The sequence below is a fragment of the Embleya sp. NPDC056575 genome (assembly GCF_042793325.1).
In the GTDB taxonomy this organism is placed as follows: Bacteria; Actinomycetota; Actinomycetes; order Streptomycetales; family Streptomycetaceae; genus Embleya.
The window spans coordinates 81,698-104,472 of the sequence record NZ_JBHTVA010000031.1 but is presented as its reverse complement, the minus strand read 5'-3'; the positions used below and the strand labels follow the sequence as shown (position 1 = coordinate 104,472).

Genomic DNA, 22,775 nt, shown 5'->3' with positions numbered 1-22,775 from the left:
CTTCCGTCCGTGTCGTGGCTCGTCGGCCACGGACCGGGCTCGCGCGGGTTACGCGGGTGCGTCGGTGAGCGGGGTGCGGTCGGTGGGGGCGGGGCTGGGGGCGGGCTCGGCGTCGGCGTCGGCGTCGGCGTCGGCGTCGGCGTCGGTCACGCTCGTCCAGTGGATCCGCGTCGCGCAGACGCAGACCAGGAGGGCCGAGGCGGCGACCGCGCCCATCCCCCACACGAGACTGCTGCCGCTCGCGATGAAGCCAATCAGGGCCGGCCCGGCCAGCAGGCCGGTGGTACCCATCGCGGCGACCAGGGCCAGTGCGTCCGAACCCGCGCGCGCCGCCGCCACGTACACACACGGGGTGACCGCGGCGACGCCCAGGCCGACGCACGCGAAGCCGATCAGCGCCGGCACCACGCCGCCGACCACAAGCGCGACCGCCAACCCGGCACCGGCCAGCACACTTCCGACCCGGACGATCCGCCCGTCGCCCCAGCGGGTGCGCCACCCGTCGGCGAACACCCGGGCGAGCACCATCATCACCGAGACCACGGCGATACCCAGCGGGGCCACCTCGGCCGACGCGTGCACGACGTCCTTCATGTACAGCGCCGACCAGTCGTTCATCGCGCCCTCGGTCACCGTGCCGAAGGCCATCGCGCAGCCCATCCAGATGGTGATCCGCGACGGCATGCTCAACCGGCGCCGGCCCGCGGGCGCCGCTTCGTCGGCGGCCGGCTCCGGCGCGGCCTTCGGCGCCGCCTCGTCCTCGGTCAACAGCCCGGGCCGGGCGTAGCCGATCAGCAGCGCCAGCAGTACGGCGGCCACCGCGAAGTGCGCGGCCAACGTCGAGGTGAGCGCGTTCATCCCCGAGGCGAGCAGCGCGGCGCACAACGACCCGCCGCTGAACGTGGCGTGCAGCTTGGCCATCGCCGTGCGCTGATACCGCACTTCGAGGGCGGCGCCCTGAGCGTTCATCGCGACGTTCAGACAGCCCACCGCCACCCCGTCGAGGCAGATGATCAGCAGCGCCACGGGGTAGTTCGGCGCCGCCGCCAGGGCGAGCAGCAGGACCCCCAGGGCGAGCGCGGACAGCAGCGCGAGCAGGCGCGAGCCCAGGCGTCGGGTCAGGATCGCGACGAGCGGGAACGAGGCCGCCGCCCCGGCTCCGCAGGCCATCAGCAGCAGACCGACCTCGGCCTCGCCCAGGTCGAGCCTGCTCTTGATCGCGGGCAACCTCGACGCCCAGGTGGCGTACTGGAGTCCGAGAAAACAGAACAGTGCTGCGATCGCCAGCTGTGCCCGGCGGAAATCATCGCGAACGCGAAACATGTGATCGGCCTACTTCGTCATCCGAGGGTGATCCGCGCGACGGATCGTCGATGGTCCGCGCCGGTCCGGGCGGGGGTCCGCGGCGACCGGCATGGACATGTACACCGCGTCCGGGCCGTAGCTCGCGGGGAGTGCGATCTCGCGCAGGGCGTGGAACCCCCGCGCCGACCAGAACCCCTCGCTGCCGCCGACGGAGACGAGCGAGATGCGCTGGTACCGCTTGGCGCGCGCCGCGGTGCTCACCCGGCGCAGCAGCTCGCCCGCCAATCCGTCGCCGCGGTGTGCCTCGGCGACCACCAGGTCGTGCAGGTGCAGGTTGCGCGAGTGGAAGACCACCTCCTCCTCCCGGTCCAGGTCCGGGTATTGCCCGACGGGGTAGGGCAACGACAAGACGTAGCCCGCCAGTTGCCGACCGACCTCGAGCACGAAGCAGGTGGCCGGTGAGGAACGGGCCCGCGAGCGGAGCGCGGCCCGTCCCTCCGACAGTGCGCCGTCGGCGTAGGTACCGGCTTCCAGCGCGACGATGTCGTCCCAGTCGCCTTCGGTGATGTGCCGAATGCGCACGTCGTGGTCCATCTACACCAGACCTTCCACGGATACGTCGACGCAGGTGTACGGCAGCGGCGCGAACCCGTTGAAGCCCTGTGTGGTGTAACTGGTGGCGTAGGCGCCGCTGGAGAGGATCCACACCGGATCCCCCGAGGCGACCGCCCTGGGCACCTGGACGAGGTCGCCGTCCGACCCGAAGGCGTCGTCGCTGTCGCAGGTGGGCCCGGCGACCACGGCGGGCACGTACTCGGCGCCGCCGTGTGTGGGGAACACCAGGCGGTACTGGAGTTCGTCCATCTCGTACAGGCCGTTGAACTTGCCGCAGCTCAGGTACAGCCAGTTGCGGCGTTGCCCGTCGGGCTGTTCGCGCGTGGTCAGGCGGGATACCCGGGCCCGGATCGCGCCGTTGTCGGCGACGAAGTAGCGCCCCGGTTCCATCAGGAAGTCGAGCGGTACGGCGGACACCCGGCGCAGCCGCCGGATGCCCTCGCGGATGACCTCGAAGATCTTGTCCAGCGGGGGTTCCAGCGGTTGGCCGTGCCGGTCGAGGTAGCCCAGCGCCGGCAGTCCGCCGCCGAGGTTGACGTGGTCGGGGTGGATCCCGCGCCGGTTCAGGGCCGCGAGGGTGTCCGCGATCCGGTCGAACGCCTCCTGCCAGCCCTCGGTGGTCATCTGTTGCGAGCCGACGTGAACGGACAGTCCGGCGGGGATCAGGCCCTCGGCGCGGGCCCGTTCCAGGATCCGCAGGGCGTCGGCGCCGGAGCAGCCGAACTTGCGGCTGAGTCCCCACAGCGCGCCCTCCCCGCTGGTGGCGAGGCGGCAGAAGACCCGGGAGCCGGGGGCGTGCGCGGCGATCGCGGCGACGTCCTCGATGCTGTCCGTGGCGAAGTCGCGGATGCCGAGCCGGTACGCGTCGGCGATGTTCCGGTCGGACTTGATGGTGTTGCCGTAGTGGACGCGGTCCACGGGTACGCCGGTCTCGATCGCCTGCGCGATCTCCTGCGGGCTGGCCGCGTCGAAGCCCGCTCCCTGGCGGGCGAGGCAGCCGAGCACCTCGTCCACGGGGCAGGCCTTCATCGCGAATCGCACCGCGACCTCGGGGAGTTCGCGGACCAGCGTGTCGTAGCGTTCTTCGATACCCGCGAGATCGAAGACGATCAGGTCGTCGTCGGCGGTGGCCAGGGCGGCGCGCATGTGTGCGTTTACGTGCATGATGTCGGTCCGGGTCCCACTATCCGTGCGGTTCGTGGAGGCTTGTGGTCCGGCTCGCCCGGACCAGCGAATCCCATGTCTCGATCAGCAGCGCGAAGTCCTCGATGTCCTCCTGGACCTCGTCGAGCAGGCGTGGGCCGCGGGTGGCGAGCGTGTCGGCGAACTCGGCGTAGCGCCCGCCCAGTCGCCGGTAGGAGCGGTCCAGGACGCGCAGTCGGTGGATGTTGTCCGTGCGGTCCGACCGGGTGCTCTCGCGGGCGAGTTCGGCGATCACCGAGGGGAGTACGTGGCGTTCGTCGTCCAGGAGCGTGCCGCCGGCCGCCGCCATGCGGTCGTAGATGAACTCGAAGTAGAGCATCGAGAGAAAGAACTTGGTCAACCGGGTCTGGTAGGCCGCGAATCCGGGGTCGGTGCGGCGTTCCGCGGTGTAGAAGTTCACGATGTTGCGGTTGTGCAGGACTCCGGGCAGCGCGGCGTCGTGGATCAGGTGCAGGAGGAAGTAGTCGCTGCCGATGGTGTCGGTGGCCGGCGGCAGCGGTACCCGCTCGTACACCGCGTGGTCGAACGCGACGTTGCACATGTCCACCCGCATCGGGTCGACGACGGTCAGGAGCGAGTGGTCCGCGACGAACGGCGCGGTGCCCGCGCCCGTGAACGACTCGTCGACCAGCTCCCGTTTGCGCTCGGCGGACCAGGCGGGCGGGGCCCACAGGCCGACCACGTCGTAGTACACCTCGGGGTCGAGGCGGCGGATCTCGCCGATGTCGACCGAGAGTTCGCCGACGAACGAGCTGCCGACCAGGACCACGGGGTCGGCGGCGAGGGCCGGGTCGAGGGTGGTCCGCGACACGCCGGCGCTCGCCTCGCGCGCCGGTCGGCCGAGCGACATCAGCTCGTGGTGGATCGGGAAGACGGGTGCGCCGTCGAGCATTTGGTAGGTGCTGTCCGAGTCCCGGCGGTGCGTCGATCGGCAGCCGAGGGCGGCGGCGATCAGGAACGCGCGGTTCGTGCAGGCGCCGTAGGAGACCCGGTCCGGGAGCATCAGGTCGAGCAGCAGGTCCGGCTTGGTGACGTCGGCACGGGCGAGTACCGCGCGGAGGAAGGCGCGCTGTTCGCTCTCGTCGAGGTGGTGCACGACCACGTGCGGTGTGGCCGGCAGGCCGGCGACCGCCTGCCGGTGTTCGCTCAGCGTCGCCGGGTCCGAGGAGTCCAGGATCAGCAGGTTCACCTCGACGTCGAAGTGCCCGGCCGCATGGGCGGCCTCGGCGGCGACCGCCGAAATGGTAGCGGCGCAGGCCCTGTTGGTGGGTAGAGTCAGGCAGATTGCGTGCATTGCGCTTCTCCGGTCGATGGTGCGGGTGTGTGCCCGCTCCAGGATTCGAGGCCCAGGAGCTTCCTGCCGAGGTCGTTCAGCGTCGCCGTCTCGTACCTGAGGGATTCGTGCTTGCGGGCGTCGCCGACCAGCGTCTTGTTCCAGTCGGGGGTGCGCAGGTTCCGCCAGGAGTCGACTCGGGATTCGGTCAGTTCCCGGTTGCTTTCGAGCGCGGGCATCATGGACAGGTACTGGACCGCACGCACGCCGCGCTCGGAGCTGTTGCGGGCCACGCCGTGGGCGAGCAGTCCGTTCCAGATCAGCAGGTCGCCGGCCGCCAACTGCGGTCGGATCACCGGGTATTCGCTGCGGTCGGCGTCCGGCCGGATCGGATCGCGGTCCTCGGGTTGGCCGGACTTCCAATGCTCGAACCGGCGGAACAGTTCCGGCGAGCACTGGAAACCGCCGTGGTCCGGGCGGGTGTCGTCGAGCGCGATGATGCCCTGGACCCGCTGCGGGGGTGTCGCGAGGGTGGTGTCGACGTCCCAGTGCAGCTCGATGTCGAAGCCCTTGTCCGTGGGCGCGATGTGCGCGCGGTCACGGTCGCGGATGTTGGGCGGGTTCAGGTTGAGCCGGTCCAGCGTCACCCACAGCTCCTCGCAGTCCCACACGTCGACGAAGGCGTCGTAGACGCGGGTGGACTGGCGGCTGTCCCAGATGAGTTGGTGGTGGTATGCCTCGACGAAGCCGTAGATGTGCAGCTCCTGATCCAGCGCGGAGCGGAACCGCCGGTCGTGCGAGTACCAGCTCTCGGGGTCGTCGGGGTCGAGCCCCTGGAACTCCCAGGCGAATTCGAGGAGTCGCGCGGCGGCCGCGGCCGGGATGGCCTCCTTGACGACGACGTACCCGTAGGTCTGCCAGAAGTCGAAGTCGGCTTCGGAGAGCACCCGCAGCGGTCGGGTCTTCTTCAGGTCGCGCAGCGGAGTCGGGGCCAGGTAGGTCTCGCCGATCGAACTGAAGTAGGGGATCTCGGACGCGGCTCGGTACGGGTATGGGTCGGATTCGGGCGTCGGCATACGATCCCTCCAAGGCTCGAACGATCTGGTCGGTATGGGGGCGTGGGGCATCGCGGTTCGTGCCGGCGTACCGGCGCTTCGGCGCGATCTCCCCGCCCCCGGCCGTCGCCGTCCGGGATCGACCGGGCGAGTCGAGGCACGGGCGGCGGTCGGCCGTTCCCGGGCACGGTGAAGTCGTGGACGGGAAAGGGCGGTTCGCACGTCATCGGACGGGCGCGGCTGCTCGCGCGCGCTCACCCGGCCTGCGGGTCGCCTCGATCCGACCGAGGGCAGGTCACATCGCGACCTCGCCTGCCCGCGCGTGCCGCGAGGTCGTGCCGGTCGCGGAACGTGTGTCGGGTGAGGCCGCCGATGTGGTGCCGTGTGCGGTGCTCGGGAGTTCGGCTGTGGGAGTCAGCCGTGGAAAACGGCCGAGGGAGGTCGGCCGGGGGGTTCGGCGGTACAAGGGGGGTGGTCCGGGGAGGCCGTGATCCCCGACGAAGCCTCGATCGGGATTCCTACCTCCTCGTATCCGGCGCCGCACATCGATCGCGGACACCCAAAGCGAACGCGAGATGCCTCACCGACCGGCCGCGCTACCACGCTGCGGCCATGCCGGGACACACACCTCTCCAATCCCCGTACCTCTAGGTTGGTCTAGACCAACTTTCAGTGTCAACCCCCGCGATGATCCTTTTTGCAACGGCGCGTTCCCGCATGATCACGCAGGTGGAGGACGCAGGCTCGGCGACGGGCGAGGTATTCGGGTGCCGTTCGCCTTCGGTTGCACGGGAGTTCGCTCGGCGTGTCGGCAACCGGCGTGCGGGACCCGCTCGAAGGGACGAGAATCGGCCGGCACGACGTCGCCCGCGCGACGGCCGGTCGCTCGTCCGGGCCTGCGGGACGGCGCGGGCGTACGCACGGCGACGGCTACGACTTCAAGTGGGAACCGGACGGCTCCGTGCTCTTCGACACGAAGGGGTGGCGCGGGCGCGGTGGTCCACGTGCCTTCGAGGAGGCGGATGTCGGCGGTGCCGAGGGCGGGCGCCGTAGGACCGGAGGCGGTCCTCGTACCGGTCCGGACCAGAAGGCGGACGGCGTGGCGAAGGGGGGGCGTCGGGCGGGGCGGCGTCGGACAGGTGGGCGGTCAGCGCGCGGGCTTCATCGGCTGCGAAGTCGCGGCCACGGCCGCCCGCGCGCGTCGTCGAGGGTGCGCATCACGTGTCGCCCCACCGCCGGCCCCGGGCAGTCCTGCCGGCGCACGCGGTCCGGTGGCCACCACCAGCCCCGCGTACGACAGGGACGATCCGCCCGACACCCGCTCATCGCTCAGTCCTCGATGGTGATGGCCTGCAACGGGCAGACGAGGGCGGCGTCCTCGACCGCGTCGCGCAACGTGTCGTCCGGTTCGGCAACGAACTCCAGGCGTCCGGCGTCGTTGATCCGAAACACCTCGGGCGCGGAGAACACGCACTGCCCGTGGTCCCGACACCGGTCCGCGTCGACGATGACCTTCACGGTCGTGGTCCCTTCCGATCGAATGAGGTGGGCGGCCGAGCCGATGGACGGGCGACTCACCGCCTGGGCGCGCGGATTCCGCGCAGCTCCCAGTCGCCACCGAGGGCCGTGGAGCGCACCTCTTCGGACTCGGTGGGCTGCGCGCCGCAGTCGGTACGGACGGGGGTCGGGCCGGTGACGATGTGGTTGGTCAACCGGCCCAGACCATCCGCCTCGACCTCGACCACATCGCCCGGCTGTACGGGACGTGAGCCGGCCGGGGTGCCGGACAGGAGCACGTCGCCGGGGTCGAGCGTGATCGTGCGGGCGATGTCGGCGACGAGGTAGTGCATGTCCCACTCCATCTCGTCGGTGGAACCCTCCTGCACCATCACGCCGTTGACGTAGGTGCGCAGCGCCTTGCCGCGGAAGTCCCAGCCTTCGACCAGACCGGGGCCGAGCGGGCACAGCGTGTCGGAGCCCTTGACCCGCAACATGGAACCGGCGTCGGTGTCCCGGAAGTCGTGCAGGCCGTAGTCGTTGGCGAGGGTGTAGCCGCGGATGTACGCGCCCGCGTCGGCGGGGGCGACGTTGCGGCAGGTACGGCCGATCACGATCGCGATCTCGCCCTCGTAGTTGAGGTATTTGCACCCGGCCGGGCGAACCACCGCACCGCCGTGCGCGTTCAGCGACGAGGTCGGCTTGTGGAAGTAGGTCGGCGCGGGCGGCAGCGAGGTGCCGAACTCCTCCACCCGGCTGCGGTGGTTGAGGTGTACCGCGACGATTTTCCCCGGTGTGATCGGCGGCAGATGGTGCGCGTCGGCGGCCTTGATCCGTCGGCCGTCGGCGGCGACCAGTTCGGCGCCCTCGCGGACGACCTCGACGACGGCGCCGTCGAGCAGGATGCGGCGGTACTCGGAGGTGGTCATTCGGCTCGTCCTCGGGAGGTGTGGGGGTCGGCGACCCGGGAGCGGGGGTCGGCGACCCGGGAGCGGGGGTCGGCGGTCCGGGAGGTGGGGTCGCCGACTCGGGAGGTGTGCGGGCCGGGCGCCGTCCAGCCGCCCGCCGGTCGGTCGAACCAGACGTGTGCCTGCCCGGTGCCGGTGGCGTTCTCGTAGTCGCCGACCAGCCGCCCCGGCGCGGTGCAGCGCTCCTCGCCGAGCGCGCCGAGCATCATCAGGTAGTGCCCGAAACGGGCCTCGGGCTTGTGGCGCAGGAAGTCCGGCATGCCCGCGAGTACGCTCGCGTGGTCCCCGCGCTCCATCCAGGCGATGCGCTGCTCGTCGGCGGCGCGCGCCTGCGGGGTGCGCACGTGGACCGGGTCCGATGCCTCGTGGTCGCGCAGTTCGCGCAGGCTCCAGAACGTGTGCGAGAACGCCCCGGACGCGATCAGGAGCACCCTGCGGTCGATGGCCGCGATGCCGTCGGCGAGCGCCCGTCCGAGCCGCAGGTTGTCCTCGACGTCGGCGGTCTGGCAACAACCGATGCCCATCCAGCGTTTGCCGGGTACGCCCAGGTGGTGCCACAGGTTGACGGTGGCGTAGTGGATCGGCAGGAACGGATCCTCGATCGGGGTGATCCAGGTGCCGTGCCCGGCCGCGAACCCGGCCGTGGTGTGCGCCAGTTCCGGGTCGCCGGGGAAGGCGTAGGGGATCTGCCGCATGCCGCGCGGCAGTTCCTCGGAGGTGTACAACCCGGCGCGGTGCGCCTGGGCGGCGATGACGAACTCGACGGTGGTCGCCCAGTGCGAGTCGAAGACCACGACGGTGTCGTAGTCGAGCCGTTCGAACACCTCGGCGCGCAGCCGGGCCAGGGCCGGGACCAGGCTGATCTCCCGTCCCTCGTTCAGCTCGTGCCGCACGTCCCGAGGCAGCATGATGGTGGGCGAGTGGGCCAGGATGCCCGCGCCGACGATCTCTCCCATGGTCAGTGCCATCCGTTCGGCGAGGTCACGGTGTTCTTGACGTCGCAGTAGAAGTCGAAGCTCCAGGTGCCGCCTTCGCGGCCGACGCCCGACTGCCGCGCGCCGCCGAAGGGCGCCCGCAGGTCGCGGACGAAGAAGCAGTTGACCCACACCGTGCCCGCGACGAGCCGTGCGCCGACCCGGCGGGCACGCTCCCGACTTCCCGTCACCAACGTCGCGGCCAGCCCGAATCGGGTGTCGTTGGCGAGGGTGATCGCCTCGTCCTCGGTGGTGAAGGTCTGGAGGGTCAGCACCGGGCCGAACACCTCCTCCTGGACGATCTCGGCGTCCTGGGCGACGTCGGTGAGCAGCGTGGGGCGGTAGTACGGTCCGCCCAGCCCGGTGTGGGGGCCGGCGCCGAGCAGGGCCTTGGCACCGGCCTCGAGCGCGCGGCGGACGAAGCCGTCGACCCGGGCGAGGTGTTCCGGGTGGATGTTGGGTCCCATGTCGGTGGCCGGATCGCGCGGATCGCCCTGGACCAGGGTGCGGGCCTTCGCCAGGAACCGCGCGGTGAACTCGTCGGCGACGGCGGCGTCGACGAGCAGCCGGGTGGCCGCCAGGCAGACCTGGCCGGCGTTGTCGTACTGTTCGACGGCCAACTCCACGGCCAGGTCCAGGTCGGCGTCGGCGAAAATCAACAGCGGTGATTTGCCGCCGAGTTCGAGGCTGACCGGGGTGAGGTTCGCGGCTGCGGCGGCGCCGATGTGCCGGGCGGTGGGGACCGAGCCGGTGAAGCTGATCCGGCGCACGTCCGGGTGTGCGGTCAGCGCGGCGCCGACCTCCTCGCCGTAGCCCTGGACCACGTTGAACACGCCCGCCGGCAGGCCCGCCTCGGCGGTGATGTCGGCGAGGAGCGACGCGGTCAGCGGGGTCCATTCGGCGGCCTTGAGCACGACGGTGTTGCCGGCCGCGAGCGCCGGGGCCACCTTCCAGGTGGCCAGCATCAGCGGTGCGTTCCACGGGGTGATCAGCACACACGGCCCGGCCGGATCCCACGAGACCCGGTTCTCGTGGCCCCGGGTGTCGAAGTCGCCGTGCCCGAGCGAGTCGGTCAGCCAGTCGGCGAAGAAGCGGAAGTTGTGCGCGACCCGGGGCATCACCCCGCACAGGTGCGAGCGAAGCAGCGCGCCGTTGTCCGTGGTCTCGACGATCGCCAACTCGGCGAGCCGGGCCTCGACGCCGTCGGCCACGGCGTGCAGCAGCCGGGCCCGCTCGACGGGCGGCGTGGCGGCCCACCCGGGGAAGGCGGCGCGGGCGGCGGCCACGGCCGCGTCGGCCTCGGCGCGCCCGCCCCGGGCGATCTCGCCGAGCACGGCGCCGTCGATCGGCGAGACGTCGGTGAAGGTGTCCGCGGACCCGACCCGCTCGCCACCGATCCAGTGCCGGGTGTCGACGGTGACGCCCGCGACGGTGACCTCGGTCATGGATACCCCTCCATATCGTTTGACCCCAAACAATTTAGTCGGCGCCGAACACGGCGGTCAAGCCCTCTCCCAGGAGGGTCGTTGCGTTGTATCGTTTGCCCCCAAACAATAATCACGAAGGCCCCGCCCGTCCGGTCGCCTCGCGCGGCCGACCGCCCCGACGAAAGCGCACACCATGACGGAGCACCCGCACCCGAACGACCCGAGTGGCCCGAGTGGCCCGAGCGACCCGCCCCACCACCCCACCCACCACGACTGGCTACGACGCGCCGACCGCCTCCGTCCCGTAACCGTCCATCACATCGACGGCGAGGACCACCCCGGCGGCGGCGACACCTTCACCGTGATCGCCCCGCGCGACGGCACGCTCCTCGCCGAACCCGCCCGAGCCGGGCAGCGCGAGGTCGACCTCGCCGTCGCCGCCGCCCGCCGCGCCTTCGACGCCGGGCCCTGGCCCCGACTGGCTCCGGCCGAACGCGGCCGGGCGCTGATCCGGCTCGCCGACGCCGTCGAGGCCCACCGCGCCGAACTCGCGCTGACCGTCTCGCTGGAGATGGGCAAGCCGATCACCGAGGCGTACGACATCGAACTGCGCGCGGTGGCGGCCACGTTCCGCTGGTACGGCGAGGTCGCCGACAAACTGGTCGACGAGGCGCCGCAGACTCCCGCCGACGCCCTGGCCCTGGTCACCCGCGAACCGGTCGGCGTGGTCGCGGCGGTCGTCCCGTGGAACTTCCCGCTCACCATGGCCGCCTGGAAGGTCGCCCCGGCACTGGCGGCCGGCTGCACCGTCGTCCTCAAGCCCGCCGAGCAATCACCGCTGTCCGCGCTGCGGTTGGGCCGCCTCGCCGGCGAAGCCGGCCTGCCGCCGGGGGTGTTCAACGTCCTCGCCGGCGAGGGCCCGACCACCGGCCGCGCCCTCGGCCTGCACCCGGACGTCGACGTGCTCGCGTTCACCGGCTCCACCGCCGTCGGCCGGCACTTCCTGCGCTACGCCGCCGACTCCAACCTCAAGCGGGTCTGGCTCGAACTGGGTGGGAAATCCCCGCACATCGTGCTGCCCGACGCCGACCTACCGGCCGCCGCGGCAAGCGCCGCATGGGGCGTCTTCTTCAACCAGGGCGAGATGTGCACCGCGCCGTCCCGGCTGCTCGTGCACTCCTCGATCGCCGATGAAGTGGTGGACGCGGTGGTCGACCGGGCCCGCGCGCTGCGCGTCGGCGACCCGCTCGACCCGGCCACCACGATGGGCGCGCTGGTGACCGCCGAGCATCTGGCCCGGGTCGGGGACCACATCGCCCGCGCCGACGCCGCCGGCGCCCGGCTGCGCACCGGCGGGGCCCGGCTCGATCGCCCGGGCCACTACCTGGAGCCGACCGTGTTCGACCGGGTCACCCCCGACATGGCGCTCGCCCGCGAGGAGGTGTTCGGCCCGGTGCTGGCGGTGCTGACGTTCGATACCGAGGACGAGGCGATCCGACTCGCCAACGCGACCGAGTACGGCCTCGCGGCGGGCGTGTGGACCACCGACCTCTCCACCGCGCACCGCCTGTCCCGGGCGATCCGCGCCGGCACGGTCTGGGTCAACTGCTACGAGGAGGGTGGCCTCAACGTCCCGTTCGGCGGCGTCAAACAATCGGGCCACGGCCGGGACAAGTCGCTGCACGCGCTCGACAAGTACACCGACCTCAAGACCACCTGGATCCGCCTGTGACCCGGCCGTCCGGCAACTCGCCCGACCCGCACGGCGGTTGGTCCCCAGCGGCCGGGCCGCCGGCCCCGACCGCGCAGCGCGCCACCGTCCCGCCGCACCTCCGGAGACCCCCGTGCCCCGTCCTCTGATAGCCCTCCCCTGCCGGTTCGCGGCCACCGCGTCGGCACTGCGCTACGCCGCCGAGGTCACCGCCCGCGCCCTCGCCGAGGCGGTGTACCGGGCGGGCGGCGAGCCGTTCATGATGCACCCGGCCGAACCCGGCGGTGCCGCAGACCGGTTGGCCCGCGCCGACGGCCTGCTGCTGCCCGGCGGCGGCGACTTGGCGCCGAGCACCTACGGCGCGGACACCACGCACGACGAGGTGTACGACGTCGACGCCGACCAGGACGCCTTCGACCTCGCCGCCGCCCGCCACGCACTGGCCGTCGGCCTGCCCACCCTCGCCGTCTGTCGTGGCCTCCAAGTGGTCAACGTGGCGCTGGGCGGCACGCTGTCCCAGGACATGCCCGTCCACCACCGCCACGTCGTGCACCAGGTGACGCTGACCCCCGACTCGACCACCGCCCGGGCCGCCGGCGCCAAGGACCTGGACGTCTCCTGCTACCACCATCAGGCGATCGACCGCCCGGCCCCCGGCCTCCGGGTCACCGGTACCGCCGCCGACGGCATCGTCGAGGCGGTCGAACTCGTCGACCCCGCAGGCTGGTTCGTCGCGATCCAGTGGCACCCCGAGGACACCGCCGCCACCGACCCGACCCAACAGGCCCTGTTCGACGCACTGATCGAGGCGGCCACGAGGTAACCCGCTATCGACCGTCGGCCACCTCGGCGCACGCCCGCACCATACGGTCGAACGTGGCGACCTGGATCTCCCGCCGCTCCTTCTTCCACTGCTCCGACGGCCCCAGACCGTCGATGGTGCGCTCCCAGACGCCCATGAAGGTCTCCTTCCATCCCTCGACCACGTCGGCGGCGGGCATGCTGTCGGCGACATAGCCGGCGTCGTACAGCGCGCACACCAGCTCCAGATTGCACGGGATCGCCACACCCCAGTACTCGTCCGGCTCCAGCTGCACCGGATCGTCCGCCGCCATCACCTCGGCGACCTCGTCGACAAGCCGATCCACGATCATCGTCAAGTGCTCATGGGCGGGATCGCTGTCGAAGTTGCCACTGCCCCACGTACCCACGTTTCCTCCTCGTCCGGACCACCCGCTCGATGCGGCGCACCGAGCGAAGCAGACCCGTCCGACATCCGCCCGCCTCCGGGTAGCCGCCCGGGTGTACGCCCGGCGGCGGACGTTCGACACACACACCGCCGGCTACGATCGGCCGGTGCCCGCAGACAACTCGTCTCCCCCGATATCGATCCCGACCCGGATGGCGACACCATTTCGGCTCGAACCGCCGCGTACTCCGCGCCGGCCACGTCCGCCCGGCCTGCCCGCCGGCGTCCGCGCCGTCCTCGCCCCGCTACTCGGCCTGTGCATGGCCGCGGCGTGGGTCGTGCTGCACGTGCTGCTGTACGCGACACGGGAACCTTTCGCGCACTGGGCGATGTCGGGCGCGGCGCTCGTGGCAGTGCTGCTCGCGCTGCCGGTGGGGCCGCTGCGCCACCGGCCGTTGCCGGTGCTGGCGGTCATGGTGGCCGAGTCGATCGCGGTGTTGGTGCTGCGCGACCGGGCCTGGCCGCTGTTCCCGGCGCTCGCCGTCCTGGTCGGCCGGTGCGCGGCCGGTGCGCCGCGCCGCGCCGGCATCGTCGTGGCCGCGCTGGTACCGGCCGTGTGGGGCGCGGTGTTCGTCGGCCGGTGGGCCGGCGCATCCCACGGCGATACCGTCGGCGACCTGCTCTCCCAACTCGCGGCCGGCCTCGCCACGGTGCTGATCGGCTGGCTGATCGGCGACTCCTTCGGCCGGCGCCGCGACCACATCGAAGCCCTGCGCGGGCAGACGGCCGCCCGCGCGGTACTGGCCGAACGGCTGCGAATCGCCCGCGAGCTGCACGACATGGTGGCGCACAGCATCGGCGTGATCGCGATCCAGGCGGGCGCGGCGAGCCTGGTCCTGGACACGCAGCTGGCCGGCGCCCGCACCGCGCTCGACGCGATCGAGGCCACCAGCCGGCAGACCCTGGCCGAACTGCGCCGGATGCTGGTGTCGCTGCGCCGGGTGGACGGCGACGACGAGGCCGGGGCGGACGGCGCTCGGCTCGCGCCCGCGGTGGGCCTGGAAGGAGTCGACCGGTTGGTCGCGACCACGGCGGCGGCAGGTGTACGGGTGGACGTGGCCTGGCACGGGCAACGCCGCCCGCTGCCGCCCGAGATCGACCTGGCGGCGTTCCGGATCATCCAGGAGTCGGTCACCAACGCGGTGCGCCACTCCGGCACTCGGCGGTGTCGGGTGTCCGTGGAGTATCTGGCCGACGAGGTGTCCATCGAGGTGGTCGACGACGGCGACGGCCCGCCGCCGCTCGGGGTGTCCGGCGGCACCGGCCTCGGCATCGCCGGGATGCGCGAGCGGGTGGCCCTGGTCGGCGGCCGATTCGGCGCCGGGGCACGGCCCGAGGGCGGCTTCCGGGTCGCGGCGAGGTTGCCCGCGTGAGTACCCGCGTCGTCCTGGTCGACGACCAGGAACTGATCCGCGCCGGCCTGGGCATGGTCATCGCCGGCCTCCCCGACCTGGAGGTCGTCGGCGAGGCCGGCACCGGCACGCGCGCCGTCGAACTGGCCGCCGCGCTGCGCCCGGACGTGGTGGTGATGGACATCCGGATGCCCGGCATGGACGGCATCGAGGCCACCCGGATCATCACCGCCGAGTGCCCGGCCACCCGGGTCCTGGTGCTGACCACGTTCGACGACGACGAGAACGTGTACGGCGCACTGCGCGCGGGCGCGGCCGGGTTCCTGGTCAAGGACATGGCGCTGGTGGACATCATCGCCGCCATCCGGGTGGTGGCCGGCGGCGACGGGCTGATCGCGCCGAGCGTCACCCGCCGATTGATCGCCGAGTTCGCCGGCCGCCCCGAACCCGCCGGCGACCCGAGCCGGGTAACCCGCCCGGACGCCGCGCTGCCCGGTATCACCAACCGTGAACGCGAGGTGCTCACCCTGGTCGGACGCGGCCTGACCAACACCGAGATCGCCGCCGAGTTGTACATCGGCCCCGCCACCGCGAAAACCAACGTGGGCCGACTACTGACCAAACTCGGCGCCCGCGACCGCGTACAACTCGTCATCGCCGCCTACGAGGCGGGCCTGGTAACACCACCAAGCTGACCCCACCGCACCAGGCCACCCCGCGCCGCGCCCGGCCGATCCGACTCCGGCTACCCCTTCGGCCGTCGCCCCCCGCGCCTCGGCTTCGGTTCGCCGCCGGCCAGGAGTTCCTGGCGGCGTTCCTCTCCCTTGGCCTCCAGCCGCGCCACGATGCGGCGCAGGCCGTCGGCCAGGGTGAGGCATTCGTCCGGGGTCAGGTCGTCGGCGACGAACGCCTCCTCGGCGTTGAAGGCCGGGAAGACCCGGGCCATCAGCTCCTCGCCGGCGGGGGTCAGCGAGAGCAGCACGAGCCGGCCGTCGGTGGCGTGCGCCGTGCGGTTGAGCAGCCCGCGCGTCTCCAGCGTGCGGGCGACGCCGGTGAGCGTGCCCTTGGAGATGCCCGCCTCCTCGGCGACGTGCCGGGTCTCGCTCTCCCCCCAGATCCACACCTCCCACAACACCGTGAACGCGGTCCAGGTGAGTTCGGCGTCGCGCAGCACCGAGTTCTCCAGGTGCTGGCGCACCGCGGCGGCGGCCCGGTAGATGTTCGACACCGCGGCCATCTGCTCGCGCCGCAGCGGGATGTCGCCCAGCCGGGCCTGAACGGCCTTCTCCGTCTCGGTGATGGACCGCTTGCCGACCAACGTGCCCCGCCTTATCTAGTCGTGCGCGTATCCGACCCCGGCCCGATACGCCCTGTGCACCTTGAAATCTAGCCCTTGTGAGGACCTGTTTGCATCCGTACGATCGGCGGCACCCAAAGGTCGTACGGGCCCAAACGAGTGGCTTCCGTCCGCCCCACGGTCCCCACCCGTCCCCATCCCCGGAGGCGCCGGACATGGCAGTCAGACAAACGTCGACGAACAACTCCTCCGGCCCCGACCCGACCGTGTCCTCCCGCGGTTCGCTCGGCGTCGCGCACATCGTCTTCTTCGTGGTGGCCGCCTCCGCCCCCCTCACCGTCGCCGCCGGCGGCATCCCGCAGAGCCTCGCGGTCACCGAGACGTCCGGCATACCGGCGGCCTACCTCGTCCTGGCCGCCCTGCTCGCCGTCTTCAGCGTCGGCTACGCGGCGATGAGCCGGCGGATCACCGGCGCGGGCGCGTTCTACGCCTACGTGGCCCAGGGCCTGGGCCGGGTGGCCGGCCTCGGCGCCGCGTTCGTCGCACTGATCTCGTACAACGCCATGCAGATCGGCATCTACGGCCTGTTCGGCTTCACCACGGCCGACTTCCTGGACGCCAAGCTCGGGTGGCACGTCGACTGGTGGGTGATCGTCCTGGTCGGCATCACGATCGTCGGCACCCTCGGCTACCTGCGGATCGACCTCAACGCGCGGGTGCTGGCCGCGCTGCTGATCGCCGAGACGATCACCGTAGTGGTCTTCGACATCGGCGCGTTCGGCCACGCTCCCGAGGGCGTGTCGCCGCACCCGTTCTCCTGGGACGCGCTGACCACCGGCTCGATGGGCGCGGCGTTCTGCTTCGTGATGGCCTCCTTCACCGGCTTCGAGTCGGCCGCGATCTACGGCGAGGAGTGCCGGGATCCCCGGCGCACGGTGGCCCGCTCGACCTACATCTCGGTCGGCGTGATCGGCGTGCTGTACGCGATCACCGCCTGGGCGCTGATCAGCGGCGCGGGTACCGACAAGGCGGTCGCGGCGGCGGGCGAGCACGGGCCGAACCTGATCTTCGTGCTCGGCCGTGACCAGATCGGCTCGGGTTTCGCCGACGTGGCCCAGGTGTTCCTGATCACCAGCCTGTTCGCCGCGCTGTTGTCCTTCCACAACGCGGTCGCCCGCTACTTCTTCGCGCTCGGCCGCGAGGGGGTGCTGCCGACCCCGCTGGGCCGCACCCATCCGCGCAACGACTCCCCGCACCTGGGTTCGGCCACCCAGACCGGGCTCGCCGCGGCGGTGGTGATCGTGTTCGCCGTGCTCGACCGCGACCCGATGGCGACCCTGTTCAACTGGTTCACCAATCTGGGCGCGCTCGGCGTGATGTTGCTCCTGGTGCTGACCTCGCTCGCGGTGATCGCCTTCTTCCTGCGACACGGCGCCGACGGGGAGAGCGTGTGGAGCCGGTTGTCCGCGCCCGCCGTCGCCGCGGTGCTGCTCGCGGTGGTGTTCGTCGCCGCCCTGGACAACTTCGGCGTACTCCTGGGCGTCGACTCGGGCTCCGCGCTGCGCTGGGTGCTGCCCGCGCTGGTGCTCGGCGCGGGGGTGCTCGGCGCGCTGTTCGCGCTGTACCTGCGCGCGGCCCGACCGCACGTATACGCGGGCATCGGTCGGGGGCGCGGCTGACCGCGCACATGTGAAGGACCCTGCCGGCCGGCAGGGTCCTTCACGCGTGCGCTCCCGCGGGGCCTACGCCGTGCCCGACGCGCCGCTCGCCAGCAGCGTGCCGCCGTTCCAGACCACGCCGACCTGGCGGTAGTAGGCGCCGATCGGCTCGATCGGCTCCAGCCGGGCCAGTTCCTCCGTGGGCGCCTCGAACAGGGTCAGCTCCGCGTCGCCGGCCCACGCCTGCCCGCCCTCGGCGGACTCGGCGCCGGTGACCACCAGTTCGTCCAGGGCCAGTCCCCCGCCCGGCTCGATCGACGGCAACCAGCGGTGGTGCGCCATCGGATGGCCGTTGACGAAGCCGTTGCTCGGCGCGGGCTCGCGCAGCGTCACCACCGCCTCGGCGAGGCGCCGGTCGGCGGCGGCGAGGGTGGCACCGAACCTCGCGCCCGCCTCGATCCGGGGGGCCGGGCCGTACGGGTGCGGCCGGGTCTGGTGGATCGAGCCCAGCTTCTTCGGATAGCCCTGGTGCAGCCCGCGCGCGATGGCGAAGTCCTTGTCCACCCAGATGTACACGCAGCGCGAGTAGGTCACCCCCGCGTAGCGGCAGCGCACCACCACGAAGCACTCCTTGTACTGCGCGCGCACCGGGTCGAGCAGTTCGCCCCGTCCGGCCGAGCAGGACTGCCAGTCGGCCCAGATCAGCGCGACCGCGCCGGGATCCTCGTCGGCGAGTTCGAGTTGCGGGGGCAGCAGTTCGGCCACCCGGGCGGGGTCGGTGCGGTATTCGACGGTGAGCAGGTCGCCGGAGTAGTGCCACGGGGGTGCGGGGATCATCGAGGACCGGCCCGTGCCGGTCTTGGGGTGGAAGAAACCGTGTACGCCGCGTACGCCGGTCATGGCGCCTCCCTCTGCGAGCCCGAAGCCGAGTCGGGCAAATCATTTGGGTCCGTACGATATGCCTCCCACCCCGCGTTGTCACGTGCGTAAAAGGCTTGTCCAACCCCTTGTGCGACACCTGCGACCTCCATATGGTTTGGGCTCAAACGAATTGGCTCGTGCCGCCGCCGTCCATCCCGTGCGAGGAGAATCCGGTGAATCCATCCGAGTCGGACCGGGTCCACGACATCGTCGCCGACCTGCGGGCGCGCGGCATCGACGTGGTCCGGGTCGCCTACCCGGACCTGATCGGCACCGATCGTGGTCGCGACGTGCTGGTGGACCACCTGCCCTCGGTGCACGCCCACGGACTGGCCTTCTGTCGCGCGGTCTTCCACACCACGCCCCGGGGCGAGACCGTCGTGGTCGCCGGTGGCATGGACGCGGGGTTGCCGGACATCTGCGTGTACCCGGACCTGGACACCCTGGTCGACATCCCGTGGGAGCCGGGCGTGGCGTGGTGTCTGGGTGACACCGTGGACCCGGCGACCGGGCGACCCGCCGCCGAGGCGCCGCGCTCGGTGCTGCGCGACGTGCTGCGTCGCATGGCCGACGAGACCGGGCTGCGGCCGGTGGTCGGGCCCGAATTGGAATACTTCCTGTGCGAACCGGATCCGGACGTCCGGGGCGGGTGGCGGCGGTACGGCGACGCGCCGGGCAACGTCTACGTCGCGGGCCGGCGCGGCGACCCGGACGGCCACCTGCTGCGCACCCTGCGCCACCTCGGGAGGCTGGGCATCGGCGCCACCACCGGCAACCACGAGTACTGCTCGGGCCAGTTCGAGATCAACCTGCACCACTCGGACGCGCTCGACGCCGCCGACCGGGCCTTCCGCTTCAAGGCGTCGGTCAAGGAACTGGCCCGCCTGGAAGGGCGGTTGGCCACTTTCATGGCCAAACCCTTCGCGGACGAGGGTGGTTCCGGATTCCATCTGCACCTGAGCTGCGTGGACCCGGACGGGGCCAACGCGTTCGACGACCCCGACGGGGCGCACGGCCTGTCCACGCTCGCGCACCACGCCATCGCCGGCGTACTCGCCCACGCCCCCGCGCTGGCCGCGCTGCTGAACCCGACGGTCAACTCGTACAAACGTCTCGGCCCGGACACACTCGCGCCGTGGCTGATCGACTGGGGACTGGACAACCGCAGCGCGATGGTTCGGATACCGCCCGAGCGCGGCGCCGGCGCACGCCTGGAGATCCGCCTCGGCGACGCGAGCGCGAACCCGTACCTGGCCGTCGCCGGGCTGCTCGCCGCGGTGCATCTGGGCCTGCGCGACAAGGCGACGGCGCCACCCCCGCTGGAGGGGTACGGCTACGACACCGCCAAGGCGCCGATCCTGCCCGCGACGCTGACCGAGGCGCTGGACGCCTTCGCGGCCGACGACGCGCTCGTCGCGCTGCTCGGCGCGGAGTTCACCGACGCCTTCCTCACCTACAAGCGCGACGAGGTCGCCCGCTTCCACCGGCACGTCACCGACTGGGAGTTCACCGAGTACGCCCACCACCTCTGAGGAGCCCGCGTGCGCCCCACCACCGCCTCGGCGACGCCCGAGCCGATGCCGCTCGACGAGATCGACCTCGCGGACAACGACCGCTTCCTCGACGGCGAAACGCCGTGGCGCATGTTCCACACGCTGCGCCGCGAGGATCCCGTGCACTGGCAGCCCGAACCGGCGCCGAACAGCGGCTTCTGGGCGCTGACCCGGCATGCCGACATCGTCGCGGTCGACCGCGACCCGCGGACCTTCACCTCCACGCGCTTCACCAACCTGGAGGAGGTCGACGACTCGCAGATCGCCATCCGCCGCTCGCTCCTGGAGACGGACGGCCTGCGCCACGGCGCCCTGCGCAGGCTGCTGCAAAGGCAGTTCACGCCGCGCGCGATCGCCGACTACGGCACATTCCTGCGCGGGCTGACCGCCCGCACCCTCGACAACGCGCTGGCCAAGGGCACGTTCGACTTCGTGCACGAGGTCTCCGCCGACTTCCCGATCAACGTGCTGGCCAAGATGCTGGACGTGCCGGGCGAGGACACCGGGAAGCTGATCGACTGGGGCAATCGCATCATCGGCAACACCGATCCGGACTACGCGGACGTACTCCTGGAGAGCGCGGACAGCGAGCGGTATCGCGACCTGCCCTTTCGCAGCCCGGCCTCACTCGAAGTCTTCGCCTACGGACGCGAGTTGGCCGAACGGCGCCGGGGCGGCGAGGGCACCGACCTGGTCAGCCGGCTGGTCAACCGGACCCCTTCCGACGGGGTGCCGCTGTCGCGGCACGACTTCGACAACTACTTCCTGCTCCTGGTCGTGGCCGGCAACGAGACCACCCGACACGCGATCTCGCACTCGATGCTGGCCCTGCTGGACAACCCGACCCAACTGGAGCTGCTGCGCGACAACCTCGCGCTGATGCCGGACGCCGTCGAGGAGTTCCTGCGCTGGGCCTCGCCCGTCTACCACTTCCGCCGCACCGCGACCCGGGACGCCGAGGTCGGCGGCAGGCGGATCCGCGAGGGCGACAAGGTGGTGATGTGGTTCGCCTCCGGGAACCGGGACGAGGCGGTGTTCGAGAACCCGTACGACTTCGACGTCACCCGACGCGGCGTCGACCACGTCACCTTCGGCAAGGGCGGCCCGCACTTCTGCCTCGGCAACGCCCTGGCCCGCCTGGAGATGCGGATCATGTTCGAGGAACTGCTCCCCCGGATCGCCGACATCCGCCTGGCGGGCGAGGTCCGCCGGGTCCGCTCGAACTTCGTCAACGGCATCAAGGAACTTCCGGTGACGGTGACGTTGGCCTGAGCACCGGCATGCGTGATGCCGACTCGCCCGAAAAGGGTCGCGGACCGATCGGTTCGTGGGGGTCACATCGTGGCGGATTCCCGGTACGTTCCCGGGGCATGGACTCTTCCGGCGGCGTCTCGGCCGCCTCTCTCGGATCCCCCGAACACCGCGGCGCGCGCGGTGGGTCGCGCTCGATCAACCGGCCCGGACTCGGGCTGCTCGTCGTGGTGTTCGCCCTCTTGGCCGCCCTCCTCCCCGCGACCGCCTCCGCCGTCGGCGCCGCGGCACCCCTCACCGCCGCGGAGCAACGCTGGGGCAACGCCCGCCTGGATCAGGTCGGTTCACTGACCACGCACAACTCGTTCACCAACTACGAGGACTCCCGGTGGTCCTCGGTAAACCAATCCGATTCGGTGCGCGCCCAGTTGGCCGGCGGCGTACGCGGATTGATGCTCGACACACACTGGTACGAGCACAGCACCGCGCTGTGCGTGATCAGCTTCGGCAGCGACTGCTACCCGAGCGACGTCTACCTGTGCCACGGCGACTGCAAGGCGTTCGCGGGAGTGACGTACGCACTGCCCCGGCAGAGCTTCGCGGGCACGATGCAGACCGTCGTGGACTTCCTGACCGCGAATCCGCTGGAGGTGGTGACCGTCTTCCTGGAGGACTACGTCGACACCGAGCAACTGCGCGGCTCGCTCGGCCGGGTGCGCGGCCTGTCGGATCTGCTGTTTCGCCCGGACGCCGCCGGGGTGCGCGACAACGGCTGGCCGAGGGTGGCGGACCTGGTCGGCGCGAACAAGCGGCTGTTGATGTTCTCCGACCGGTCGGACAAGACGAGCCTGGGGGTGATGTACGACAAGGCGTGGACCGTGCAGAACTACTGGAGCCTGGGCGACCTGGGCAACGACCTCGCCTGTACGAGCCGCTGGTCGGACGTGCCGTTGGACCGCACCGAACCGGGCTTTCGCCGGTTGTTCGTGATGAGCCACTTCCGCAACGTGCCGACGGTGGGCACCGCGGCCCTGGACAACGGGACCAAGCTCAGAAATCGAATCGCACAGCAGTGCGAACAGGCGGCGGGTCGGGCCCCGAACTTCGTCGCGGTCGACTTCCATCGACTGTCGGACGGGAGCGGCCATACGCCGGCGTCGATCGTGGCCGAGCTGAACGCGCGGTAGCCGGCGCCGGGGCTCGTCGCGGCGGCGCGTGCGGCACGGACGGGCTCGGGGCAAAGTCGGCCGGGCGACCGCCTGGTGTCCGGTCGGGCGTGGTCGAGCACCACGGTGTGCCGAAACGGGTGGTCGACGAGATGGTGCTTCGGCGGGTCGCCCCGCCGGAGCGCGTGCGTATCGGGAGGTGGGCCACCGTGCCGCGCCGGCGCGGCGGGCCCGGGGGGGCCGCCCCCCCGGGGGGGGGCGACCCCACCAACCGACCCCGGGGGGGAGAAGCGCGGGGGT

At 71.6% G+C, this 22,775-nt stretch carries 19 protein-coding genes and 1 pseudogene; 8 read left to right on the top strand and 12 right to left on the bottom strand.

Annotation, left to right across the window (positions count from 1 at the left end):
• Positions 1-48: 48 nt before the first annotated feature.
• The 9 genes and pseudogenes from ACFRCG_RS24720 to ACFRCG_RS24680 form a co-directional block, all read right to left on the bottom strand.
• Positions 49-1,323 carry an MFS transporter gene (locus tag ACFRCG_RS24720; RefSeq protein ID WP_380034857.1) on the bottom strand — a complete coding sequence of 425 codons (1,275 nt, stop codon included), beginning with the start codon at positions 1,321-1,323 and terminating at the stop codon, positions 49-51.
• Between the two features lie 9 nt (positions 1,324-1,332).
• A complete protein-coding gene (locus ACFRCG_RS24715) occupies positions 1,333-1,899 on the bottom strand; it encodes a GNAT family N-acetyltransferase (RefSeq protein ID WP_380034854.1) in 567 nt (188 codons plus the stop codon).
• The gene (locus ACFRCG_RS24710; RefSeq protein ID WP_380034851.1) at positions 1,900-3,084 is read right to left on the bottom strand and encodes a type III PLP-dependent enzyme; all 1,185 of its coding nucleotides are present in this window, start codon (positions 3,082-3,084) and stop codon (positions 1,900-1,902) included.
• A 19-nt stretch (positions 3,085-3,103) separates the two neighbouring features.
• A complete protein-coding gene (locus ACFRCG_RS24705; RefSeq protein WP_380034848.1) occupies positions 3,104-4,417 on the bottom strand; it encodes a DUF6271 family protein in 1,314 nt (437 codons plus the stop codon).
• Entirely contained in the window at positions 4,399-5,472 is a 1,074-nt protein-coding gene (locus tag ACFRCG_RS24700; RefSeq protein ID WP_380034845.1) for a phytanoyl-CoA dioxygenase family protein, read from the bottom strand. The genes ACFRCG_RS24705 and ACFRCG_RS24700 overlap by 19 nt, the downstream gene beginning before the upstream one ends.
• Positions 5,473-6,780: 1,308 nt before the next feature.
• The gene (locus ACFRCG_RS24695) at positions 6,781-6,969 is read right to left on the bottom strand and encodes a ferredoxin (protein WP_380034842.1); all 189 of its coding nucleotides are present in this window, start codon (positions 6,967-6,969) and stop codon (positions 6,781-6,783) included.
• A 56-nt stretch (positions 6,970-7,025) separates the two neighbouring features.
• Complete coding sequence (locus ACFRCG_RS24690; RefSeq protein ID WP_380034923.1) at positions 7,026-7,877, bottom strand: fumarylacetoacetate hydrolase family protein; 852 nt, start codon at positions 7,875-7,877, stop codon at positions 7,026-7,028.
• Positions 7,874-8,872, bottom strand: a complete 999-nt coding sequence (locus ACFRCG_RS24685) for a catechol 1,2-dioxygenase (RefSeq protein ID WP_380034920.1) — start codon at positions 8,870-8,872, stop codon at positions 7,874-7,876. The genes ACFRCG_RS24690 and ACFRCG_RS24685 overlap by 4 nt, the downstream gene beginning before the upstream one ends.
• Positions 8,868-10,335: pseudogene (locus ACFRCG_RS24680) on the bottom strand (aldehyde dehydrogenase); the annotation flags it as partial. The gene ACFRCG_RS24685 and the pseudogene ACFRCG_RS24680, both read right to left, overlap by 5 nt.
• A 175-nt stretch (positions 10,336-10,510) precedes the next feature.
• Between ACFRCG_RS24680 and ACFRCG_RS24675 the strand changes: the two are divergent.
• Together ACFRCG_RS24675 and ACFRCG_RS24670 are read left to right on the top strand one after the other, a co-directional pair.
• The gene (locus ACFRCG_RS24675; protein ID WP_380034839.1) at positions 10,511-12,049 is read left to right on the top strand and encodes an aldehyde dehydrogenase; all 1,539 of its coding nucleotides are present in this window, start codon (positions 10,511-10,513) and stop codon (positions 12,047-12,049) included.
• A 112-nt stretch (positions 12,050-12,161) separates the two neighbouring features.
• Entirely contained in the window at positions 12,162-12,851 is a 690-nt protein-coding gene (locus tag ACFRCG_RS24670) for a gamma-glutamyl-gamma-aminobutyrate hydrolase family protein (RefSeq protein WP_380034836.1), read from the top strand.
• Positions 12,852-12,855: 4 nt separating this feature from the next.
• Here the strand turns inward: ACFRCG_RS24670 and ACFRCG_RS24665 are convergent, their stop codons facing one another.
• Positions 12,856-13,239, bottom strand: a complete 384-nt coding sequence (locus tag ACFRCG_RS24665) for a DUF4259 domain-containing protein (RefSeq protein WP_380034833.1) — start codon at positions 13,237-13,239, stop codon at positions 12,856-12,858.
• A 190-nt stretch (positions 13,240-13,429) separates the two neighbouring features.
• Here ACFRCG_RS24665 and ACFRCG_RS24660 point away from each other — a divergent pair, with 190 nt between their 5' ends.
• Together ACFRCG_RS24660 and ACFRCG_RS24655 are read left to right on the top strand one after the other, a co-directional pair.
• Complete coding sequence (locus ACFRCG_RS24660) at positions 13,430-14,650, top strand: sensor histidine kinase (RefSeq protein ID WP_380034830.1); 1,221 nt, start codon at positions 13,430-13,432, stop codon at positions 14,648-14,650.
• Positions 14,647-15,324: a response regulator gene (locus ACFRCG_RS24655; protein ID WP_380034827.1), complete on the top strand. Its 678-nt coding sequence runs from the start codon at positions 14,647-14,649 to the stop codon at positions 15,322-15,324. Before ACFRCG_RS24660 ends, ACFRCG_RS24655 begins: the two co-directional genes overlap by 4 nt.
• A 50-nt stretch (positions 15,325-15,374) precedes the next feature.
• Here the strand turns inward: ACFRCG_RS24655 and ACFRCG_RS24650 are convergent, their stop codons facing one another.
• On the bottom strand, positions 15,375-15,947 hold the full coding sequence (locus ACFRCG_RS24650) for a MarR family winged helix-turn-helix transcriptional regulator (RefSeq protein ID WP_380034824.1): 573 nt from the start codon (positions 15,945-15,947) through the stop codon (positions 15,375-15,377).
• A 194-nt stretch (positions 15,948-16,141) separates the two neighbouring features.
• On the opposite strand from ACFRCG_RS24650, the gene ACFRCG_RS24645 reads away from it, so the two are divergent.
• Positions 16,142-17,605: an APC family permease gene (locus ACFRCG_RS24645; protein WP_380034822.1), complete on the top strand. Its 1,464-nt coding sequence runs from the start codon at positions 16,142-16,144 to the stop codon at positions 17,603-17,605.
• Positions 17,606-17,668: 63 nt separating this feature from the next.
• Here the strand turns inward: ACFRCG_RS24645 and ACFRCG_RS24640 are convergent, their stop codons facing one another.
• Positions 17,669-18,484, bottom strand: coding sequence for an acetoacetate decarboxylase family protein (locus ACFRCG_RS24640; RefSeq protein WP_380034819.1), 816 nt, complete (start codon positions 18,482-18,484; stop codon positions 17,669-17,671).
• Positions 18,485-18,678: 194 nt separating this feature from the next.
• On the opposite strand from ACFRCG_RS24640, the gene ACFRCG_RS24635 reads away from it, so the two are divergent.
• The 3 genes from ACFRCG_RS24635 to ACFRCG_RS24625 all read left to right on the top strand — a co-directional run bounded on the left by ACFRCG_RS24635 (position 18,679) and on the right by ACFRCG_RS24625 (position 22,496).
• Positions 18,679-20,037: a glutamine synthetase family protein gene (locus tag ACFRCG_RS24635; RefSeq protein ID WP_380034816.1), complete on the top strand. Its 1,359-nt coding sequence runs from the start codon at positions 18,679-18,681 to the stop codon at positions 20,035-20,037.
• Between the two features lie 45 nt (positions 20,038-20,082).
• Entirely contained in the window at positions 20,083-21,330 is a 1,248-nt protein-coding gene (locus ACFRCG_RS24630; protein ID WP_380034917.1) for a cytochrome P450, read from the top strand.
• A 98-nt stretch (positions 21,331-21,428) separates the two neighbouring features.
• Positions 21,429-22,496 (top strand): PI-PLC domain-containing protein, encoded by a 1,068-nt coding sequence (locus ACFRCG_RS24625; protein WP_380034813.1) that lies wholly within the window; start codon positions 21,429-21,431, stop codon positions 22,494-22,496.
• The last annotated feature ends 279 nt before the right edge of the window (positions 22,497-22,775 follow it).

Coding starts and splice junctions, on each gene's coding strand:
- ACFRCG_RS24625 (WP_380034813.1), top strand. CDS start 21,429: ATGGACTCTTCCGGCGGCGTCTCGGCCGCCTCTCTCGGATCCCCCGAA.
- ACFRCG_RS24705 (WP_380034848.1), bottom strand. CDS start 4,417: ATGCACGCAATCTGCCTGACTCTACCCACCAACAGGGCCTGCGCCGCT.
- ACFRCG_RS24710 (WP_380034851.1), bottom strand. CDS start 3,084: ATGCACGTAAACGCACACATGCGCGCCGCCCTGGCCACCGCCGACGAC.
- ACFRCG_RS24630 (WP_380034917.1), top strand. CDS start 20,083: ATGCCGCTCGACGAGATCGACCTCGCGGACAACGACCGCTTCCTCGAC.
- ACFRCG_RS24700 (WP_380034845.1), bottom strand. CDS start 5,472: ATGCCGACGCCCGAATCCGACCCATACCCGTACCGAGCCGCGTCCGAG.
- ACFRCG_RS24690 (WP_380034923.1), bottom strand. CDS start 7,877: ATGACCACCTCCGAGTACCGCCGCATCCTGCTCGACGGCGCCGTCGTC.
- ACFRCG_RS24645 (WP_380034822.1), top strand. CDS start 16,142: ATGGCAGTCAGACAAACGTCGACGAACAACTCCTCCGGCCCCGACCCG.
- ACFRCG_RS24685 (WP_380034920.1), bottom strand. CDS start 8,872: ATGGGAGAGATCGTCGGCGCGGGCATCCTGGCCCACTCGCCCACCATC.
- ACFRCG_RS24715 (WP_380034854.1), bottom strand. CDS start 1,899: ATGGACCACGACGTGCGCATTCGGCACATCACCGAAGGCGACTGGGAC.
- ACFRCG_RS24675 (WP_380034839.1), top strand. CDS start 10,511: ATGACGGAGCACCCGCACCCGAACGACCCGAGTGGCCCGAGTGGCCCG.
- ACFRCG_RS24640 (WP_380034819.1), bottom strand. CDS start 18,484: ATGACCGGCGTACGCGGCGTACACGGTTTCTTCCACCCCAAGACCGGC.
- ACFRCG_RS24660 (WP_380034830.1), top strand. CDS start 13,430: ATGGCGACACCATTTCGGCTCGAACCGCCGCGTACTCCGCGCCGGCCA.
- ACFRCG_RS24720 (WP_380034857.1), bottom strand. CDS start 1,323: ATGTTTCGCGTTCGCGATGATTTCCGCCGGGCACAGCTGGCGATCGCA.